At 71.5% G+C, this 14,277-nt stretch carries 9 protein-coding genes and 2 pseudogenes; 3 read left to right on the forward strand and 8 right to left on the reverse strand.

Annotation, left to right across the window (positions count from 1 at the left end; genetic code table 11):
• Nucleotides 1-174: 174 nt before the first annotated feature.
• Genes KV381_RS07865 through KV381_RS07875 form a run of 3 tightly spaced genes read right to left on the reverse strand, consistent with a single transcriptional unit; the run spans nucleotide 175 to nucleotide 2,787 of the window.
• The gene (locus tag KV381_RS07865) at nucleotides 175-1,332 is read right to left on the reverse strand and encodes an acetyl-CoA C-acetyltransferase (protein ID WP_218784965.1); all 1,158 of its coding nucleotides are present in this window, start codon (nucleotides 1,330-1,332) and stop codon (nucleotides 175-177) included.
• A 30-nt stretch (nucleotides 1,333-1,362) separates the two neighbouring features.
• Complete coding sequence (locus KV381_RS07870) at nucleotides 1,363-1,974, reverse strand: TetR/AcrR family transcriptional regulator (protein ID WP_030086738.1); 612 nt, start codon at nucleotides 1,972-1,974, stop codon at nucleotides 1,363-1,365.
• A 30-nt stretch (nucleotides 1,975-2,004) separates the two neighbouring features.
• Entirely contained in the window at nucleotides 2,005-2,787 is a 783-nt protein-coding gene (locus KV381_RS07875; RefSeq protein WP_030622795.1) for an SDR family oxidoreductase, read from the reverse strand.
• 91 nt (nucleotides 2,788-2,878) lie between these two features.
• Here KV381_RS07875 and KV381_RS07880 point away from each other — a divergent pair, with 91 nt between their 5' ends.
• Together KV381_RS07880 and KV381_RS07885 are read left to right on the forward strand one after the other, a co-directional pair.
• Complete coding sequence (locus KV381_RS07880; RefSeq protein WP_030086742.1) at nucleotides 2,879-4,024, forward strand: acyl-CoA dehydrogenase family protein; 1,146 nt, start codon at nucleotides 2,879-2,881, stop codon at nucleotides 4,022-4,024.
• Nucleotides 4,024-5,010, forward strand: a complete 987-nt coding sequence (locus KV381_RS07885; RefSeq protein WP_218784966.1) for an acyl-CoA dehydrogenase family protein — start codon at nucleotides 4,024-4,026, stop codon at nucleotides 5,008-5,010. Before KV381_RS07880 ends, KV381_RS07885 begins: the two co-directional genes overlap by 1 nt.
• 109 nt (nucleotides 5,011-5,119) lie before the next feature.
• Here KV381_RS07885 and KV381_RS07890 read toward each other — a convergent pair whose 3' ends face one another.
• Together KV381_RS07890 and KV381_RS07895 are read right to left on the reverse strand one after the other, a co-directional pair.
• Nucleotides 5,120-5,635: a pyridoxamine 5'-phosphate oxidase family protein gene (locus tag KV381_RS07890; RefSeq protein ID WP_103546861.1), complete on the reverse strand. Its 516-nt coding sequence runs from the start codon at nucleotides 5,633-5,635 to the stop codon at nucleotides 5,120-5,122.
• A 69-nt stretch (nucleotides 5,636-5,704) separates the two neighbouring features.
• Nucleotides 5,705-6,004: pseudogene (locus tag KV381_RS07895) on the reverse strand (GNAT family N-acetyltransferase); the annotation flags it as partial.
• Nucleotides 6,005-7,164: 1,160 nt separating this feature from the next.
• Between KV381_RS07895 and KV381_RS37030 the strand changes: the two are divergent.
• Nucleotides 7,165-7,350, forward strand: a complete 186-nt coding sequence (locus tag KV381_RS37030; RefSeq protein WP_218784967.1) for a hypothetical protein — start codon at nucleotides 7,165-7,167, stop codon at nucleotides 7,348-7,350.
• Between the two features lie 83 nt (nucleotides 7,351-7,433).
• Here the strand turns inward: KV381_RS37030 and KV381_RS36395 are convergent.
• The 3 genes and pseudogenes from KV381_RS36395 to gltB all read right to left on the reverse strand — a co-directional run.
• A pseudogene (locus KV381_RS36395) lies at nucleotides 7,434-7,699 on the reverse strand (VWA domain-containing protein); the annotation flags it as partial.
• A 214-nt stretch (nucleotides 7,700-7,913) separates the two neighbouring features.
• Nucleotides 7,914-9,374, reverse strand: a complete 1,461-nt coding sequence (locus KV381_RS07905; RefSeq protein ID WP_030086752.1) for a glutamate synthase subunit beta — start codon at nucleotides 9,372-9,374, stop codon at nucleotides 7,914-7,916.
• Complete coding sequence (gltB, locus tag KV381_RS07910) at nucleotides 9,367-13,926, reverse strand: glutamate synthase large subunit (RefSeq protein WP_218784968.1); 4,560 nt, start codon at nucleotides 13,924-13,926, stop codon at nucleotides 9,367-9,369. The genes KV381_RS07905 and gltB overlap by 8 nt, the downstream gene beginning before the upstream one ends.
• Nucleotides 13,927-14,277 lie beyond the last annotated feature (351 nt).

Below are 14,277 nucleotides of genomic sequence, written 5' to 3' on the forward strand. Positions count from 1 at the left end.
ATGCGCCTGAGGAAGCATTCCCGTCAGGCGCACATAAAGTTCATGGGTACCAAAACTGCAACGGGAAACACCCTAGCACGTCCTCTCCTCCGGCGGTGGATCACGCCACGCCGCCGGAGGGAAAGCTTGGCTGACCAGAAGGTGTATGCCGGGTATCCCGGAGTTCCGGGTGTCTCAGAGCCGCTCGACGATGGTGACGTTGGCCTGTCCGCCGCCCTCGCACATCGTCTGGAGACCGTAGCGGCCGCCGGTGCGTTCCAGTTCGTGGAGCAGCGTGGTCATGAGCCGGGCGCCGGTCGCGCCGAGCGGGTGGCCCAGGGCGATGGCGCCGCCGTTGACGTTGACCCGCTCGGGGTCGGCGCCGGTCTCCTTCAGCCAGGCGAGGACGACCGGGGCGAACGCCTCGTTGATCTCGACGAGGTCGATGGCGTCGATGGTGAGGCCGGTCTTCTTCAGGGCGTACGCGGTGGCGGGGATCGGGGCCGAGAGCATCCGGATCGGGTCCTCGCCGCGTACGGACAGGTGGTGGATGCGGGCCCGTGGGGTGAGGCCGTGTTCGGCGACGGCCCGCTCGGAGGCGATGAGCAGGGCGGCGGCCCCGTCGGAGACCTGGGAGGAGCAGGCGGCGGTGATGGTGCCGCCCTCGACGACCGGCTTCAGGCCGGCCATCTTCTCCAGGGTGGTGTCGCGGCGCGGCCCCTCGTCCGCGACGACGTCCCCGTACGCGACGGTCTCGCGGGCGAAGCGGCCCTCGTCGGCGGCGCGGACCGCCCGCCGGTGGGAGGTGAGGGCGAACTCCTCCATGTCGCGGCGGCCGATGCCCCATTTCTCGGCGATCAGCTGGGCGCCGTGGAACTGGTTGACGGGGGCGTCGCCGTAGCGGGCCCGCCAGCCCTCGCTGCCCGCGAAGGGCCCCTGGGTGAGGCCGAGGGGTTCGGCGGCCCGGCGGGAGGCGAAGGCGATGGGGATCTGGGTCATGTTCTGGGTGCCGCCCGCCACGACGAGGTCCTGGGTGCCGGAGAGGACGCCCTGGGCGGCGAAGTGGAGGGCCTGCTGGGAGGAGCCGCACTGCCGGTCGACGGTGACGCCGGGGACCTCCTCGGGCAGTCCGGCGGCGAGCCATGACGTACGGGCGATGTCGCCGGCCTGCGGTCCGACGGTGTCCAGGCAGCCGAAGACGACGTCCTCGACGGCAGCCGGGTCGACGCCCGAGCGGGCCATCAGCTCGCGCAGCACATGGGCTCCGAGGTCGGCGGGGTGGGCGGCCCCGAGGCCTCCTCCGCGCCGTCCGACGGGGGTGCGTACCGCTTCGACGATGTAGGCCTCGGTCATGGCTGCTGCTCCTCGGTCATCGAGAGGTGGCTAGATACGCAGGGCGATGCCGTCGAGCACCATCGAGAGGTACTGCCGGGCGATCTCTTCGGGGCTGTGGTGTCCGCCGGGGCGGTACCAGGAGGCGGCGACCCAGACGGTGTCGCGGACGAAGCGGTAGGTGAGGCGGATGTCGAGGTCGTCGCGGAAGACGCCTTCGGCGACGCCGCGTTCCAGGGTGCCGAGCCAGGCCTTCTCGAACTTGGTCTGCGAGTCGACGAGGTAGGCGAAGCGCGGCTGGGTGGCGAGGTGTTTGGACTCCTTCTGGTAGATCGCGACGGCGGGGCGGTGCCGGTCGATCTCCCGGAAGGACTCGGTGACCAGGGCCTCGATGGTCTCGCGGGGGCCGAGGCCGGCCGCCAGGACCGCGTCGTAGCCCTGCCAGAGCTCGTCGAGGAAGGTGGAGAGGATCTCGTCGAGCATCGATTCCTTGGAATCGAAGTGGTAGTAGAGGCTGCCCGCGAGCATCCCGGCCTCGTCCGCGATCCGGCGGACGGTGGTGGCGTTGTATCCCTGGGCGGCGAAGACCTCGGCGGCGGTGGCGAGCAGTTCTCGGCGTCGCTCCGGCGTGGGGGTCACCTGGGGCTTCTTCTTGGTAGGCACCCGGCCATTGTCCGTCCATGGCTTGTGTGTTCACGCACGCTGGCTGCTGACGGGGACGACCTCGCCGGTCATGTACGAGGAGTAGCCGCTGGCGAGGAAGACGATGACGTTGGCGACCTCCCAGGGTTCGGCGTACCGGCCGAAGGCCTCCTTCTCGGTGAGTTCGGCGAGGAGTTCGGCGGAGGTGACCTTGGCGAGGTGCGGGTGCATGGCGAGGCTGGGGGCGACGGCGTTGACGCGCACGCCGTAGTCGGCGGCTTCGAGGGCGGCACAGCGGGTGAGGGCCATGACGCCGGCCTTGGCGGCGGCGTAGTGGGCCTGGCCGCGCTGGGCGCGCCAGCCGACGACGGAGGCGTTGTTGACGAGGACGCCTCCGGTTCCGGCGGCCTTGAGGGAGCGCAGGGCGGCGCGGGTGCAGCGGAAGGTGCCGTTCAGCGTGACGTCGAGGATGCTCGTCCACTGGTCGTCGGTCATCTCGGTGAGTTCGGCGGTGCCGCCGAGGCCCGCGTTGTTGACGACGATGTCGAGGCCGCCGTGGGTGTGTTCGGCGTGTGAGAAGAGGGCGGCCACCTGCTCCTCGTCGGTGACGTCGCAGGTCAGATGGGTGACGCGGTCGGGTCCGAACGCGTCGGCGAGGGCGTGGGCGCTCTCCTTCAGCCGGCGGGCGTGGGCGTCGCCGATCACCACGCGCGCGCCCTCCTCCAGGAAGCGGCGGGCGGTGGCGCCGCCGATGCCGGCTCCGGCGGCGGCGGTGATCACGGCGGTGCGGCCGGCCAGCAGTCCGTGTCCCGGCAGGTACGGCGGTGCGTCCATGGCCCGTTCCCCCGACTTCTCGACGGTGCGTGAGCCGTACGTTAACCTACCAAACACTTGTTAGGGAACGGCCTTACGGAAGGCAGGCCCCATGGACCTGGCGCAGACAGCACGGACCGGGGCGCTGCGGGCCGAGGCCCGGGCCTGGCTCCGCGAGCACGTACCCGCCCGGCCGCTGCCCTCCCTGGAGACCGGAGAGGGGTTCGCCGCGCACCGGGCGTGGGAGGCGGAGCTGTACGGAGGCCGGTGGTCGGCGGTCTCCTGGCCGCAGGAGTACGGGGGCCGGGGCGCGGATCTCTTCGGCTGGCTGGCGTTCGAGGAGGAGTACTGGGCGGCGGGCGCGCCGGGCCGGGTCTCGCAGAACGGGGTCAGCCTCCTCGCCCCCACCCTCCTCGCCCACGGCACGGCGGAGCAGCGGACCCGGGTACTGCCCCCGATGGCGAGCGGCGAGGTCATCTGGGCGCAGGCCTGGTCGGAGCCGGAGGCCGGGTCGGACCTGGCGGCGCTGCGCTCGCGGGCGGTGCGGACGGCGGGCGGCTGGCTGCTGTCGGGGCAGAAGACCTGGTCCTCGCGGGCTGCGTTCGCGGACCGGGCGTTCGGGATCTTCCGTACGGACCCGGGGGCGGCGAAACCGCACCAGGGACTCACGTACCTGATGTTCGGGTTGCGGGACCCCGGGGTCACGGTGCGTCCGATCGGCCGGCTGGACGGGAAGCCGGCGTTCGCCGAGATCTTCCTGGACGAGGTCTTCGTACCGGACGAGGACGTCATCGGGGAGCCGGGGCAGGGCTGGCGGATCGCGATGTCGGCCACGGGGGACGAACGCGGGCTCACACTCCGCTCCCCCGGCCGCTTCCTGGCCGCCGCCGACCGGCTGACGGAGTTGTGGCGGGAGGCGGGCGACCCGGCGGACACGGCGCTGCGGGACCGGGTGGCGGACGCGGTGATCGGGGCGCGGGCGTACCGGCTGTTCACGGCCGCCTCGGCGGCCCGGTTCGCGGCGGGGGCGTCGCTCGGTCCGGAGTCCAGCCTGAACAAGGTGTTCTGGTCGGACTACGACATCGCTCTGCACGAGACGGCGCTGGACCTGCTGGGCCCGGACGCGGAACGGGCGGACACGGCGTGGGCGCAGGGATACGTCTTCGCCCTGGCGGGGCCGGTCTACGCCGGGACGAACGAGATCCAGCGCGACATCATCGCCGAGCGGCTGCTCGGCCTGCCGAAAGGACGGCGCTGATGCGTTTCCTGCTCACCGACGAGCAGCGGGAGTTCGGGCGCTCCCTGGACGCGCTGCTGACGGCGGCCGACACCCCGGCGGTCCTGCGGGCGTGGGCGGCCGGGGATCACGGGCCGGGGCGGGCCCTGTGGGGGCGGCTCGCGGACGCCGGGGTGTTCGCGCTGGCGGTTCCGGAGGCGTACGGGGGTCTGGGTCCGCTCCCCGTGGAGAGCGCCGTCGCCTGCGTGGAGCTGGGGCGGCACGCGGTGCCCGGTCCGGTGGCGGAGACCCTGGCGGCCGGGGAGCTGCTGGGCGGGGTGGGCGGCCCGGCGGCGAAGGAGTGGCTGCCGAGGATCGCGGCGGGTACGGCGGTGGTGTCGCTGCTGCTGGACGGGCACGGGCCGTACGCGCTGGACGCGGACGCGGCGGACGCGGTGTTCACGGTGACCGGCGACGAACTGCGGATCGCGCCGGGCCCGGGTTCACCGGTGGTCTCGGTGGATCCGGCGCGGCGGCTGTTCCGGCCGGAGCCGGACGGCGAGGTGGTGGCGGCCGGGCCGGGGGTGCGCGAGGCGGCGCGGGCGGCGGGCGACCGGGCGGCGTTCGCGACGGCGGGCCTGGCGCTGGGCTGCGGGGAGGAGCTGCTGCGGGCGACGGTGGCGTACGTGAAGCAGCGCACCCAGTTCGGGGTGCCCGTCGGCTCCTTCCAGGCGGTCAAGCACCGGCTGGCGGACACCCTGCTGGGCCTGGAGTTCGCACGCCCGCTGCTGTACGGGGCGGCGGTGGAGCTGGCCGAGGGGCCGTCCGGGGCCGGGGCGGCGGTCGCGGCGGCGAAGGTGACGGCGGGCGAGGCCGGGTACGCGGCGGCCCGCACCGCGCTCCAGTCGCACGGCGCGATCGGCTACACCGAGGAGCCGGCCCTCGCCTGGTGGCTGCGCCGGGCCCGGCCGCTGCGGGACGCCTGGGGGACGCCGTCCGCGTGCCGGGCCCGGGTGCTGGCGGGGTGAGCGCCTCCGGTCCGGGCCCCGGGCGTCGGCGGGGCGAGCGCCCCCGGTCCGGGCCAGGCGGCCGGGCGGGCGGCTCCGAGCCGGGTCCGCTCCGCCCGCCGGGCCGGCGTCACTTCCGGCGTACCGTGCGCAGCGGCTGCCCCGGCCGCCAGGACCGGATGACCAGCTCGTCGCCGTCGAGCCCGATGCGGACCACCTCGCTCAGCTCGGCCCGGAAGAGGTGGAAGGGCTCGGGCGGGGTGGCCTCCTCGATGAAGCGGGCGATCAGCTCCGGGTCCGTGATCTCCACGGCCCGGCCGCTGACCCGGACGTCGCCGTCGTTCATCTCGGCGTCGGGGCCCGGGTTGGCGTGGAGCGCGAAGCGCGGGTCGCGGCGCAGGTCCAGGGCCTTGAGCGAGTCCGGCATCATGCCGAGCAGCAGCTCACCGAAGCGGAAGTCGGCCTCCAGGCCGGTGACCCGGGGCGAGCCGTCCTTCCGCAGGGTGGCCAGGACGTGGTGCTTGTAGAGGCGGAAGCGGCGCTCGACGGTGTCGGCGAAGTCGGGTTCGGCGGCGGCGAACCTCTCCCAGGAGACGGGTGCGGGTGCAGGTGCGGATGAAGGCGATGAAGACGTCATGGGCGCCATGCAACACCGGATACCCGACATCTCCTGTCGGCATTTGGGCACGACAGGCGGGCGGACCCCGGGATGGAGTCAGACCGGGCCGACCGCCTCATCGCTCCGGACCGTCTCCGGGGCCGGCCGGACGAGCTTGAGCAGGACCTCGTCGTACTCCTCGTCGACACGACGGCTCTCCTCCACGAAGCCCATCCGGGCGTAGAAGCCGCGGGCCCGCGTGTTCTTCTCGTACACCTCGAGGGTCAGGGAGCCGTGCAGCGCCGCCGCGTGCTCGACGAGGCGTCGGCCCATCCCGGTGCCCTGTGCTTCCGGAGCCACGAAAAGGCCGCCGATCTCGGCGTCCAGGCCAAGAACCACCCGGCCGTTCGACTCCGACGGGCGTGGACGGATTCGGATCTCACGTCTCGTCGCCCTCACCCTGCGGGATGACTGGCGGCCAATGTCATCAAGCGTTCTCGTTATCGGGCATGTGGCGGATCACCATTCGCGTCGACGTTGCGCACCGGGCGCGATGCACGTCATCCGCTTTCTGTCGCGATACGGCAGTGCCATCCGCGCCGCGTCAGCGGCGACCGCTGCGGGAATGGCACTGTCACGGGAAACGCCGGGCAGGCGAATCGCCAGTAACGGTGCGGCCACAGGGCTCGTCGACGACCGCCGCGAACCACTGCGCCGTCGACGGGGATGCGGTCAGAAGCAGAGGAGTCGGCATCACGGTCGAGCGCTCGGGCTGACGCGGTCAGTCAGCAGCGCGCCGCGGATCCAGCCACAATCACCAGACGATTGACGACCGGGCGGCAGGCAGGAACTCGCGACCGATCGGTGGGGCACGTAACGGCCCGAGGGGCTGCGTCGACGACGTTGCCAAGCCGAACGGGTTCAGCGCGCCCTTGCAGGGCGCTCGGCAGCTTGTTAGTCAGCGCCGTCAAAGGACCAGGGCGAGCGGCGAGCCGCTATCGAAGTGGTCGAACGGCGGCATCGCTTCTTGCGACGCGTCTCTCGAGGCGTGGTCGGCGATGTGGTGCGGTCGACGTCGGTGGAGAAAGGACGACGGGGCCGTGCCCGGTGATGCCATTTGGAGGCGTCGGCCACTTTTCGAACTGTCGAAACCGGTGAGCAGGCGGCCGCCGGTGACCGCCGGGCCTGCCGGGCCCGGACAGGGCGACTGACAGGCCGCTTGTGAGCTGGCTCCCCGTTCCGGTGTTCAGCGGAGGGCCCAGGCTGGGGATGTCCTGCCGATCCGGGCCAGGACCTCCCGGCCCGGACGCTTGCCAGCGCGCCGCTGATGTCGGTCGGGGACGGGCAGGCGCCGCGTTCAGTTCCGTACGCCGTTGGGACGTCGCGGCTGAGGAGCTCCCGGGCCGCGTGGCCAGGGGAACCCAGGTGGTCACTGAACCAGCCGGGACCGGTCCGTCAGGCGGATCGGGGCCGGCAGACGCGGTCCCAGTCGGGGAAGCGGTCCACTCCGCCGGCGGCAGGAGCCAGCCCTCGGCGATGGCCCACCGATCGACGACTGTGCGTCCCGTCACCGCGACATGAACGCCGTCGACGTTGGTCGCGTAGCTCTCGTCGCGGGCGACGTTGCCGCGCTGGTCGAGCTCCAGGCCGAACTGCTGGACCAGACCGTTGGACTGGTCGGTGCCGGTGAAGGCCATGGCCAGCGTGACGAGCTGCGGGGATGCGCCTCCGTGCCAGGCTTCTGCTCCAGCTTACCGTCCTGAACTCGACCTCCACCGGTGGTGGCCTGTCGAGGGCGATGCCGTGACTCTGCGCGAAACCGTCGGGTGGAGAAGATGAACCCGCTGCCGTCGTCTCGTGCGCGGAGGTGGGCCGCCAGAGCTGGACCCGGTCGGCCAGCGCCTGGACGCTGCCGTCCTGGTAATAGGGCTTCATCGAACCGGAGTAGTCGAGGACGAGGTAGACGGCCGCCCGGTGACCGCCGAGGCCGCGCTTCTCCAGCGAGACCCCGGCGCTCTTGTAGAGGCTGACCAGGGCCGGAGCCGTCTCCTGGACCTTGGTCAGGCTGATGGCCGGGCCGCTCCCGCCCACGGCCGTGTCCGCACCGCGCATGACGGCTCCCCCGTTCGGTGTTCGGCAGGCCTTGAGCCTAGGGGATGTCCTGCCGATCCGGGCCGGGACCTCCCCGGCCCCGGACGCGCCACGGCGCCCGCTGATGTCCGGTCGGGGACGGGCAGGCGCCGCGTTCAGTTCCGTACGCCGTTGTACGGGACGTCTTGTGGGGGCTCCCCCGGGCCGCGTGGCCCAGGGGGAACCCGGGTGGTGCTCAGACCAGCAGGGACCGGTCCGTCGGGCGGATCGGGGCCGGCAGGGCGCTGGTCCCGGTCAGGAAGCGGTCCACTCCGCGGGCGGCGGAGCGGCCCTCGGCGATGGCCCACACGATCAGCGACTGGCCGCGTCCCGCGTCACCGGCGACGTAGACGCCGTCGACGTTGGTCGCGTAGCTCTCGTCGCGGGCGACGTTGCCGCGCTGGTCGAGCTCCAGGCCGAACTGCTGGACCAGACCGTTGGACTGGTCGGTGCCGGTGAAGCCCATGGCCAGCGTGACGAGCTGCGCGGGGATGCGCCGCTCCGTGCCGGGCTTCTGCTCCAGCTTACCGTCCTTGAACTCGACCTCCACCAGGTGGAGGGCCTGGACATTGCCGTCCTCGTCGCCCTCGAAGTGGGTGGTGGAGACGGAGTAGACCCGCTCGCCGCCCTCCTCGTGCGCGGAGGTGACCTTGTAGAGCATCGGGAAGGTCGGCCACGGCTGGTTGGCGTTCCGGTCCTCGCCCGGCTTCGGCATGATCTCCAGCTGGGTGACGGAGGCGGCGCCCTGGCGGTGGGCGGTGCCCACGCAGTCGGCGCCGGTGTCGCCGCCGCCGATGACGACGACGTGCTTGCCGCCGGCGTGGATCGGGGCGACGGTCAGGTCGCCCTCCTGCACCTTGTTGGCGAGCGGCAGGTACTCCATCGCGAAGTGGACGCCGTTCAGCTCACGGCCGGGGACCGGCAGGTCGCGGGAGACGGTGGCACCGGCCGCGATGACGACCGCGTCGTAGCGGCGGCGGAGCTTGGCGGCGTCGATGTCCTGGCCGATCTCCACCCCCGTACGGAACTTGGTGCCCTCCAGGCGCATCTGCTCGATGCGGCGGTTGATGTGCGACTTCTCCATCTTGAACTCGGGGATGCCGTAGCGGAGGAGGCCCCCGATGCGGTCCGCGCGCTCGTAGACGACGACGGTGTGGCCGGCCCGGGTCAGCTGCTGGGCGGCGGCGAGTCCCGCCGGGCCCGAGCCGATGACGGCGACGGTCTTGCCGGAGAGGCGCTCGGGCGGCTGCGGGGTGACGTCGCCGCTGTCCCACGCCTTGTCGATGATGGAGACCTCGACGTTCTTGATGGTGACGGCGGGCTGGTTGATGCCGAGGACGCACGCCGACTCGCAGGGGGCCGGGCACAGCCGCCCGGTGAACTCCGGGAAGTTGTTCGTGGCGTGCAGCCGCTCGGACGCGGCGGTCCAGTCCTCGCGGTAGGCGTAGTCGTTCCACTCGGGGATGAGGTTTCCGAGCGGGCAGCCGTTGTGGCAGAACGGGATGCCGCAGTCCATGCAGCGGCCGGCCTGCTTGCTGATGATCGGGAGCAGGGAGCCCGGAACGTAGACCTCGTTCCAGTCCTTGACGCGCTCGGCCACGGGGCGGGTCTGGGCGACCTCGCGTCCGGTGGTCAGGAAGCCCTTGGGGTCAGCCATGGGTCGCCGCCTCCATCATCTTCTCGGTGGTCTCCTGCTCGGAGAGACCGGCGAGCTCAGCGGCGTCCTTGGCGGCGAGCACTGCCTTGTACGTGGACGGGATGATCTTGCTGAAGCGGGTCACGGCGGTGTCCCACTCGGCGAGGAGCTTCTCGGCGACGGTGGAGCCGGTCTCCTCCTGGTGGCGGCGCACGACGTCGTGCAGCCACTGCTGGTCGGTGTCGTCCAGCTCCTCGACGGCGCCGAGGTTGCCGACGTTGACGTCGTCGCGGTTGAGGTCGATGACGTACGCGACGCCGCCCGACATGCCGGCGGCGAAGTTGCGGCCGGTCTCGCCGAGGACGACCGCCTGGCCGCCGGTCATGTACTCGCAGCCGTGGTCGCCGACGCCTTCGGAGACGACCAGCGCGCCGGAGTTGCGGACGCAGAAGCGTTCGCCGGTGCGGCCGCGCAGGAAGATCTCGCCGCCGGTGGCTCCGTAGCCGATGGTGTTGCCGGCGATGGTGGAGTACTCGGCGAGGTGGTCGGCGCCCCGGTCGGGCCGGACGATCACGCGGCCGCCGGAGAGGCCCTTGCCGACGTAGTCGTTGGCGTCGCCCTCCAGGCGCAGGGTGACCCCGCGCGGCACGAACGCGCCGAAGGACTGGCCGGCCGAGCCGGTGAAGGTGATGTCGATGGTGTTCTCGGGCAGGCCCGGGCCACCGAACTTCTTGGTCACCTCGTGGCCGAGCATGGTGCCGACGGTCCGGTTGATGTTGCGGATCGCGACCTGGGCCCGGACCGGCTGGGCGGCCTCGGCGCTCTCGGCGCCCAGCGCGTCGGCGGCCAGCTTGATCAGCTGGTTGTCGAGCGCCTTCGTCAGGCCGTGGTCCTGCTCGACGATGCGGTGGCGGACCGCGCCCTCGGGCAGCTCGGGCACGTGGAAGAGCGGGGCGAGGTCGAGGCCCTGCGCCTTCCAGTGGGTGATCGCGCGGTCGGTGTCGAGGAGTTCGGCGTGGCCGACGGCCTCCTCGATGGAGCGGAAGCCCAGCTCGGCGAGGATCTCGCGGACCTCTTCGGCGATGAACTCGAAGAAGTTGACGATGTACTCGGCCTTGCCGGAGAACCGGTCGCGCAGGACCGGGTTCTGGGTGGCGATGCCGACCGGGCAGGTGTCCAGGTGGCAGACGCGCATCATGACGCAGCCGGAGACGACGAGCGGCGCGGTCGCGAAACCGAACTCCTCGGCGCCGAGCAGCGCGGCGATGACGACGTCGCGGCCGGTCTTGAGCTGGCCGTCGGTCTGCACGACGATGCGGTCGCGCAGGCCGTTGAGCAGCAGCGTCTGCTGGGTCTCGGCGAGGCCGAGCTCCCAGGGGCCGCCCGCGTGCTTGAGCGAGGTGAGCGGGGAGGCGCCCGTTCCGCCGTCGTGGCCGGAGATGAGGACGACGTCCGCGTGGGCCTTGGAGACACCGGCGGCGACCGTGCCGACGCCGACCTCGGAGACCAGCTTCACGTGGATGCGGGCCGCGGGGTTGGCGTTCTTGAGGTCGTGGATCAGCTGGGCGAGGTCTTCGATGGAGTAGATGTCGTGGTGCGGCGGCGGCGAGATGAGGCCGACGCCGGGCGTCGAGTGACGCGTCTTGGCGACCCACGGGTAGACCTTGTGGCCGGGCAGCTGGCCGCCCTCGCCGGGCTTGGCGCCCTGGGCCATCTTGATCTGGATGTCGTCCGCGTTGACCAGGTATTCGCTGGTCACTCCGAAGCGGCCGGAGGCGACCTGCTTGATGGAGGAGCGGCGCGCCGGGTCGTACAGACGGTCGGGGTCCTCGCCGCCCTCGCCGGTGTTGGACTTGCCGCCGAGCTGGTTCATCGCGATGGCGAGCGTCTCGTGCGCCTCGCGGGAGATCGAGCCGTACGACATGGCGCCGGTGGAGAACCGCTTGACGATCTCGGACGCGGGCTCGACCTCGTCGAGGGAGATCGGCTCGCGGCCGGAGTCGAAGCCGAAGAGGCCGCGGAGCGTCATGAGGCGCTCGGACTGCTCGTTCACCCGGTCCGTGTACTGCTTGAAGATGTCGTAGCGCCGGTTGCGGGTGGCGTGCTGGAGGCGGAAGACCGTCTCCGGGTCGAACAGGTGCGGTTCGCCCTCGCGGCGCCACTGGTACTCGCCGCCGATCTCCAGCGCGCGGTGCGAGGCCGCGATGCCGGACGCGGGGTACGCCTTGGTGTGCCGGGCGGCGACCTCCTTGGCGACGACGTCCAGGCCGGCGCCGCCGATCTTGGTGGCGGTGCCGTTGAAGTACGTCGCGACGAAGGCCTCGTCGAGGCCGACGGCCTCGAAGACCTGGGCGCCGCGGTAGGAGGCGACGGTGGAGATGCCCATCTTGGACATGACCTTGAGGACGCCCTTGCCCAGCGCGTAGATCAGGTTCCGGATGGCCTGCTCGGCCTCGATGTTCTCGATGAACGTACCGGCGCGGACCAGGTCCTCGACGGACTCCATCGCGAGGTACGGGTTGACGGCGGCGGCGCCGTAGCCGATGAGCAGCGCGACGTGGTGGACCTCGCGGACGTCCCCGGCCTCGACCAGCAGGCCCACCTGGGTGCGCTGCTTGGTGCGGATGAGGTGGTGGTGGACGGCCGAGGTGAGCAGCAGCGAGGGGATCGGGGCGTGCTCGGCGTCGGAGTGCCGGTCGGAGAGGACGATGAGGCGGGCGCCGTCCTCTATGGCGGCGTCGACCTCGGTGCAGATCTGCTCCAGCCGGGCGGCCAGGGCGTCGCCGCCGCCGCTCACCCGGTAGAGACCGGAGAGGGTGGCGGCCCGCATGCCCGGCATGTCGCCGTCGGCGTTGATGTGTATCAGCTTGGCGAGCTCGTCGTTGTCGATCACCGGGAAGGGCAGCGTGACGCTGCGGGCCGCGGCGGCGGTCGGCTCCAGGATGTTGCCCTGGGGGCCGAGCGAGGAGCGCAGCGAGGTGACGAGCTCCTCGCGGATGGCGTCCAGCGGCGGGTTGGTGACCTGGGCGAAGAGCTGGGTGAAGTAGTCGAAGAGCAGCCGGGGGCGCTCGGAGAGCGCGGCGATCGGCGAGTCGGTGCCCATGGAGCCGAGCGGTTCGCCGGCGGTGCGGGCCATCGGCGCGAGGATGACGCGGAGCTCTTCCTCGGTGTAGCCGAAGGTCTGCTGGCGGCGGGTGACCGAGGCGTGGGTGTGCACGATGTGCTCGCGCTCGGGCAGGTCGCTCAGCTCGATCTCGCCGGTCTCCAGCCACTCCTGGTAGGGCTGCTCGGCGGCGAGGGACGCCTTGATCTCGTCGTCCTCGATGATGCGGTGCTCGGCGGTGTCGACGAGGAACATCTTGCCGGGCTGGAGGCGGCCCTTGCGGACGACCTTCGCGGGGTCGATGTCGAGGACGCCGACCTCGGAGGAGAGGACGACGAGGCCGTCGTCGGTGACCCAGTAGCGGCCGGGGCGCAGACCGTTGCGGTCGAGGACCGCGCCGACCTGGACGCCGTCGGTGAAGGTGACGCAGGCCGGGCCGTCCCAGGGCTCCATCATCGCGGAGTGGTACTGGTAGAAGGCGCGCCGGGCCGGGTCCATGGAGTCGTGGTTCTCCCACGCCTCGGGGACCATCATCAGCACCGCGTGCGGCAGCGAGCGCCCGCCGAGGTGGAGCAGCTCCAGGACCTCGTCGAAGGAGGCCGAGTCGGAGGCGTCCGGGGTGCAGACGGGGAAGATCCGGTCGAGCTGCGCCTGGCCGAAGAGTTCGGAGGCGAGCTGGGACTCGCGGGCCTTCATCCAGTTGCGGTTGCCCTTGACCGTGTTGATCTCGCCGTTGTGCGCGACGAAGCGGTACGGGTGGGCCAGCGGCCAGCTCGGGAAGGTGTTGGTGGAGAAGCGGGAGTGGACCAGGGCGACCGTGGAGGCGAAGCGGCGGTCGGAGAGGTCCGGGAAGAACGGCTCCAGCTGCCCCGTGGTGAGCATGCCCTTGTAGACGAGGGTGCGGGCGGAGAGCGAGGGGAAGTACACCCCGGCCTCACGCTCGGCACGCTTGCGCAGGACGAACGCCTTGCGGTCCAGGACGATGCCGGTGGACTCGCCGTCGGCGACGAAGACCTGGCGGAAGGTGGGCATGGTGGCGCGGGCGCCGTTGCCGAGAAGTGCGGGGGTGACCGGGACGTCGCGCCAGCCGAGGACCTTCAGGCCCTCCTGGGCGGCGATCTCCTCGATCGTGCGGACGGCCTCGGTGGAGTCGTCCGCGGGCAGGAAGGCGATGCCCACGGCGTACGAGCCGGCCTCGGGAAGTTCGAAAGGGGTCTCGGCGCGCAGGAAGGCGTCCGGGACCTGGCAGAGGATGCCGGCGCCGTCGCCGGAGTCGGGCTCGGAGCCGGTGGCGCCGCGGTGTTCGAGGTTGCGCAGTACGGTCAGCGCCTGCTCGACCAGCTCATGGCTGGCCACACCGGTCAGAGTGGCCACGAACCCGACGCCACAGGCGTCGTGCTCGTTACGGGGGTCGTACATCCCCTGCTGGGCGGGGCGACCGTCCATGGGCGACCAGGCGTCGATACGCATCGGCTCTCCCGTCGTCGTCGTGGCATTTGCGGTGCCGAGGGACGACGTTGGCCCTCTGCGAAATTTCGTGCAGGTTACATGATGGGGCGCTTCTCAAGAAGCGGAAGGCTTGTTCCAGTATGCGGACACCGTGGTGACCGGAAGTGACTGGGTGACCAGAGGTGACCGGCTCTACCAAGGGGTGGGTCGCGGTCGGAACGATCGGCGCCCGGGGAGTCGCAGAGAGCAGGCGTCGTTGCCTGCGGTGCTTACGGCTCTTGCCCGGCGGCACGGGAAACGAAACCACCGAGTAACGGCTACTTATGTGTAGCGCTGCATAGCGTCTCATTTTACGGCCGCGGAGCCTGTCGC

This window comes from Streptomyces sp. WY228 (assembly GCF_019287315.1).
Taxonomy (GTDB): Bacteria; Actinomycetota; Actinomycetes; order Streptomycetales; family Streptomycetaceae; genus Streptomyces; species Streptomyces caviscabies.

Excerpts from the sequence above, each read along its gene's own strand:
- KV381_RS07865 (WP_218784965.1), bottom strand. The coding sequence starts at position 1,332 with ATGACCGAGGCCTACATCGTCGAAGCGGTACGCACCCCCGTCGGACGG.
- KV381_RS07875 (WP_030622795.1), bottom strand. The coding sequence starts at position 2,787 with ATGGACGCACCGCCGTACCTGCCGGGACACGGACTGCTGGCCGGCCGC.
- KV381_RS07880 (WP_030086742.1), top strand. The coding sequence starts at position 2,879 with ATGGACCTGGCGCAGACAGCACGGACCGGGGCGCTGCGGGCCGAGGCC.
- KV381_RS07885 (WP_218784966.1), top strand. The coding sequence starts at position 4,024 with ATGCGTTTCCTGCTCACCGACGAGCAGCGGGAGTTCGGGCGCTCCCTG.
- KV381_RS07890 (WP_103546861.1), bottom strand. The coding sequence starts at position 5,635 with ATGGCGCCCATGACGTCTTCATCGCCTTCATCCGCACCTGCACCCGCA.
- KV381_RS37030 (WP_218784967.1), top strand. The coding sequence starts at position 7,165 with ATGAACGCCGTCGACGTTGGTCGCGTAGCTCTCGTCGCGGGCGACGTT.
- KV381_RS07905 (WP_030086752.1), bottom strand. The coding sequence starts at position 9,374 with ATGGCTGACCCCAAGGGCTTCCTGACCACCGGACGCGAGGTCGCCCAG.
- gltB (WP_218784968.1), bottom strand. The coding sequence starts at position 13,926 with ATGCGTATCGACGCCTGGTCGCCCATGGACGGTCGCCCCGCCCAGCAG.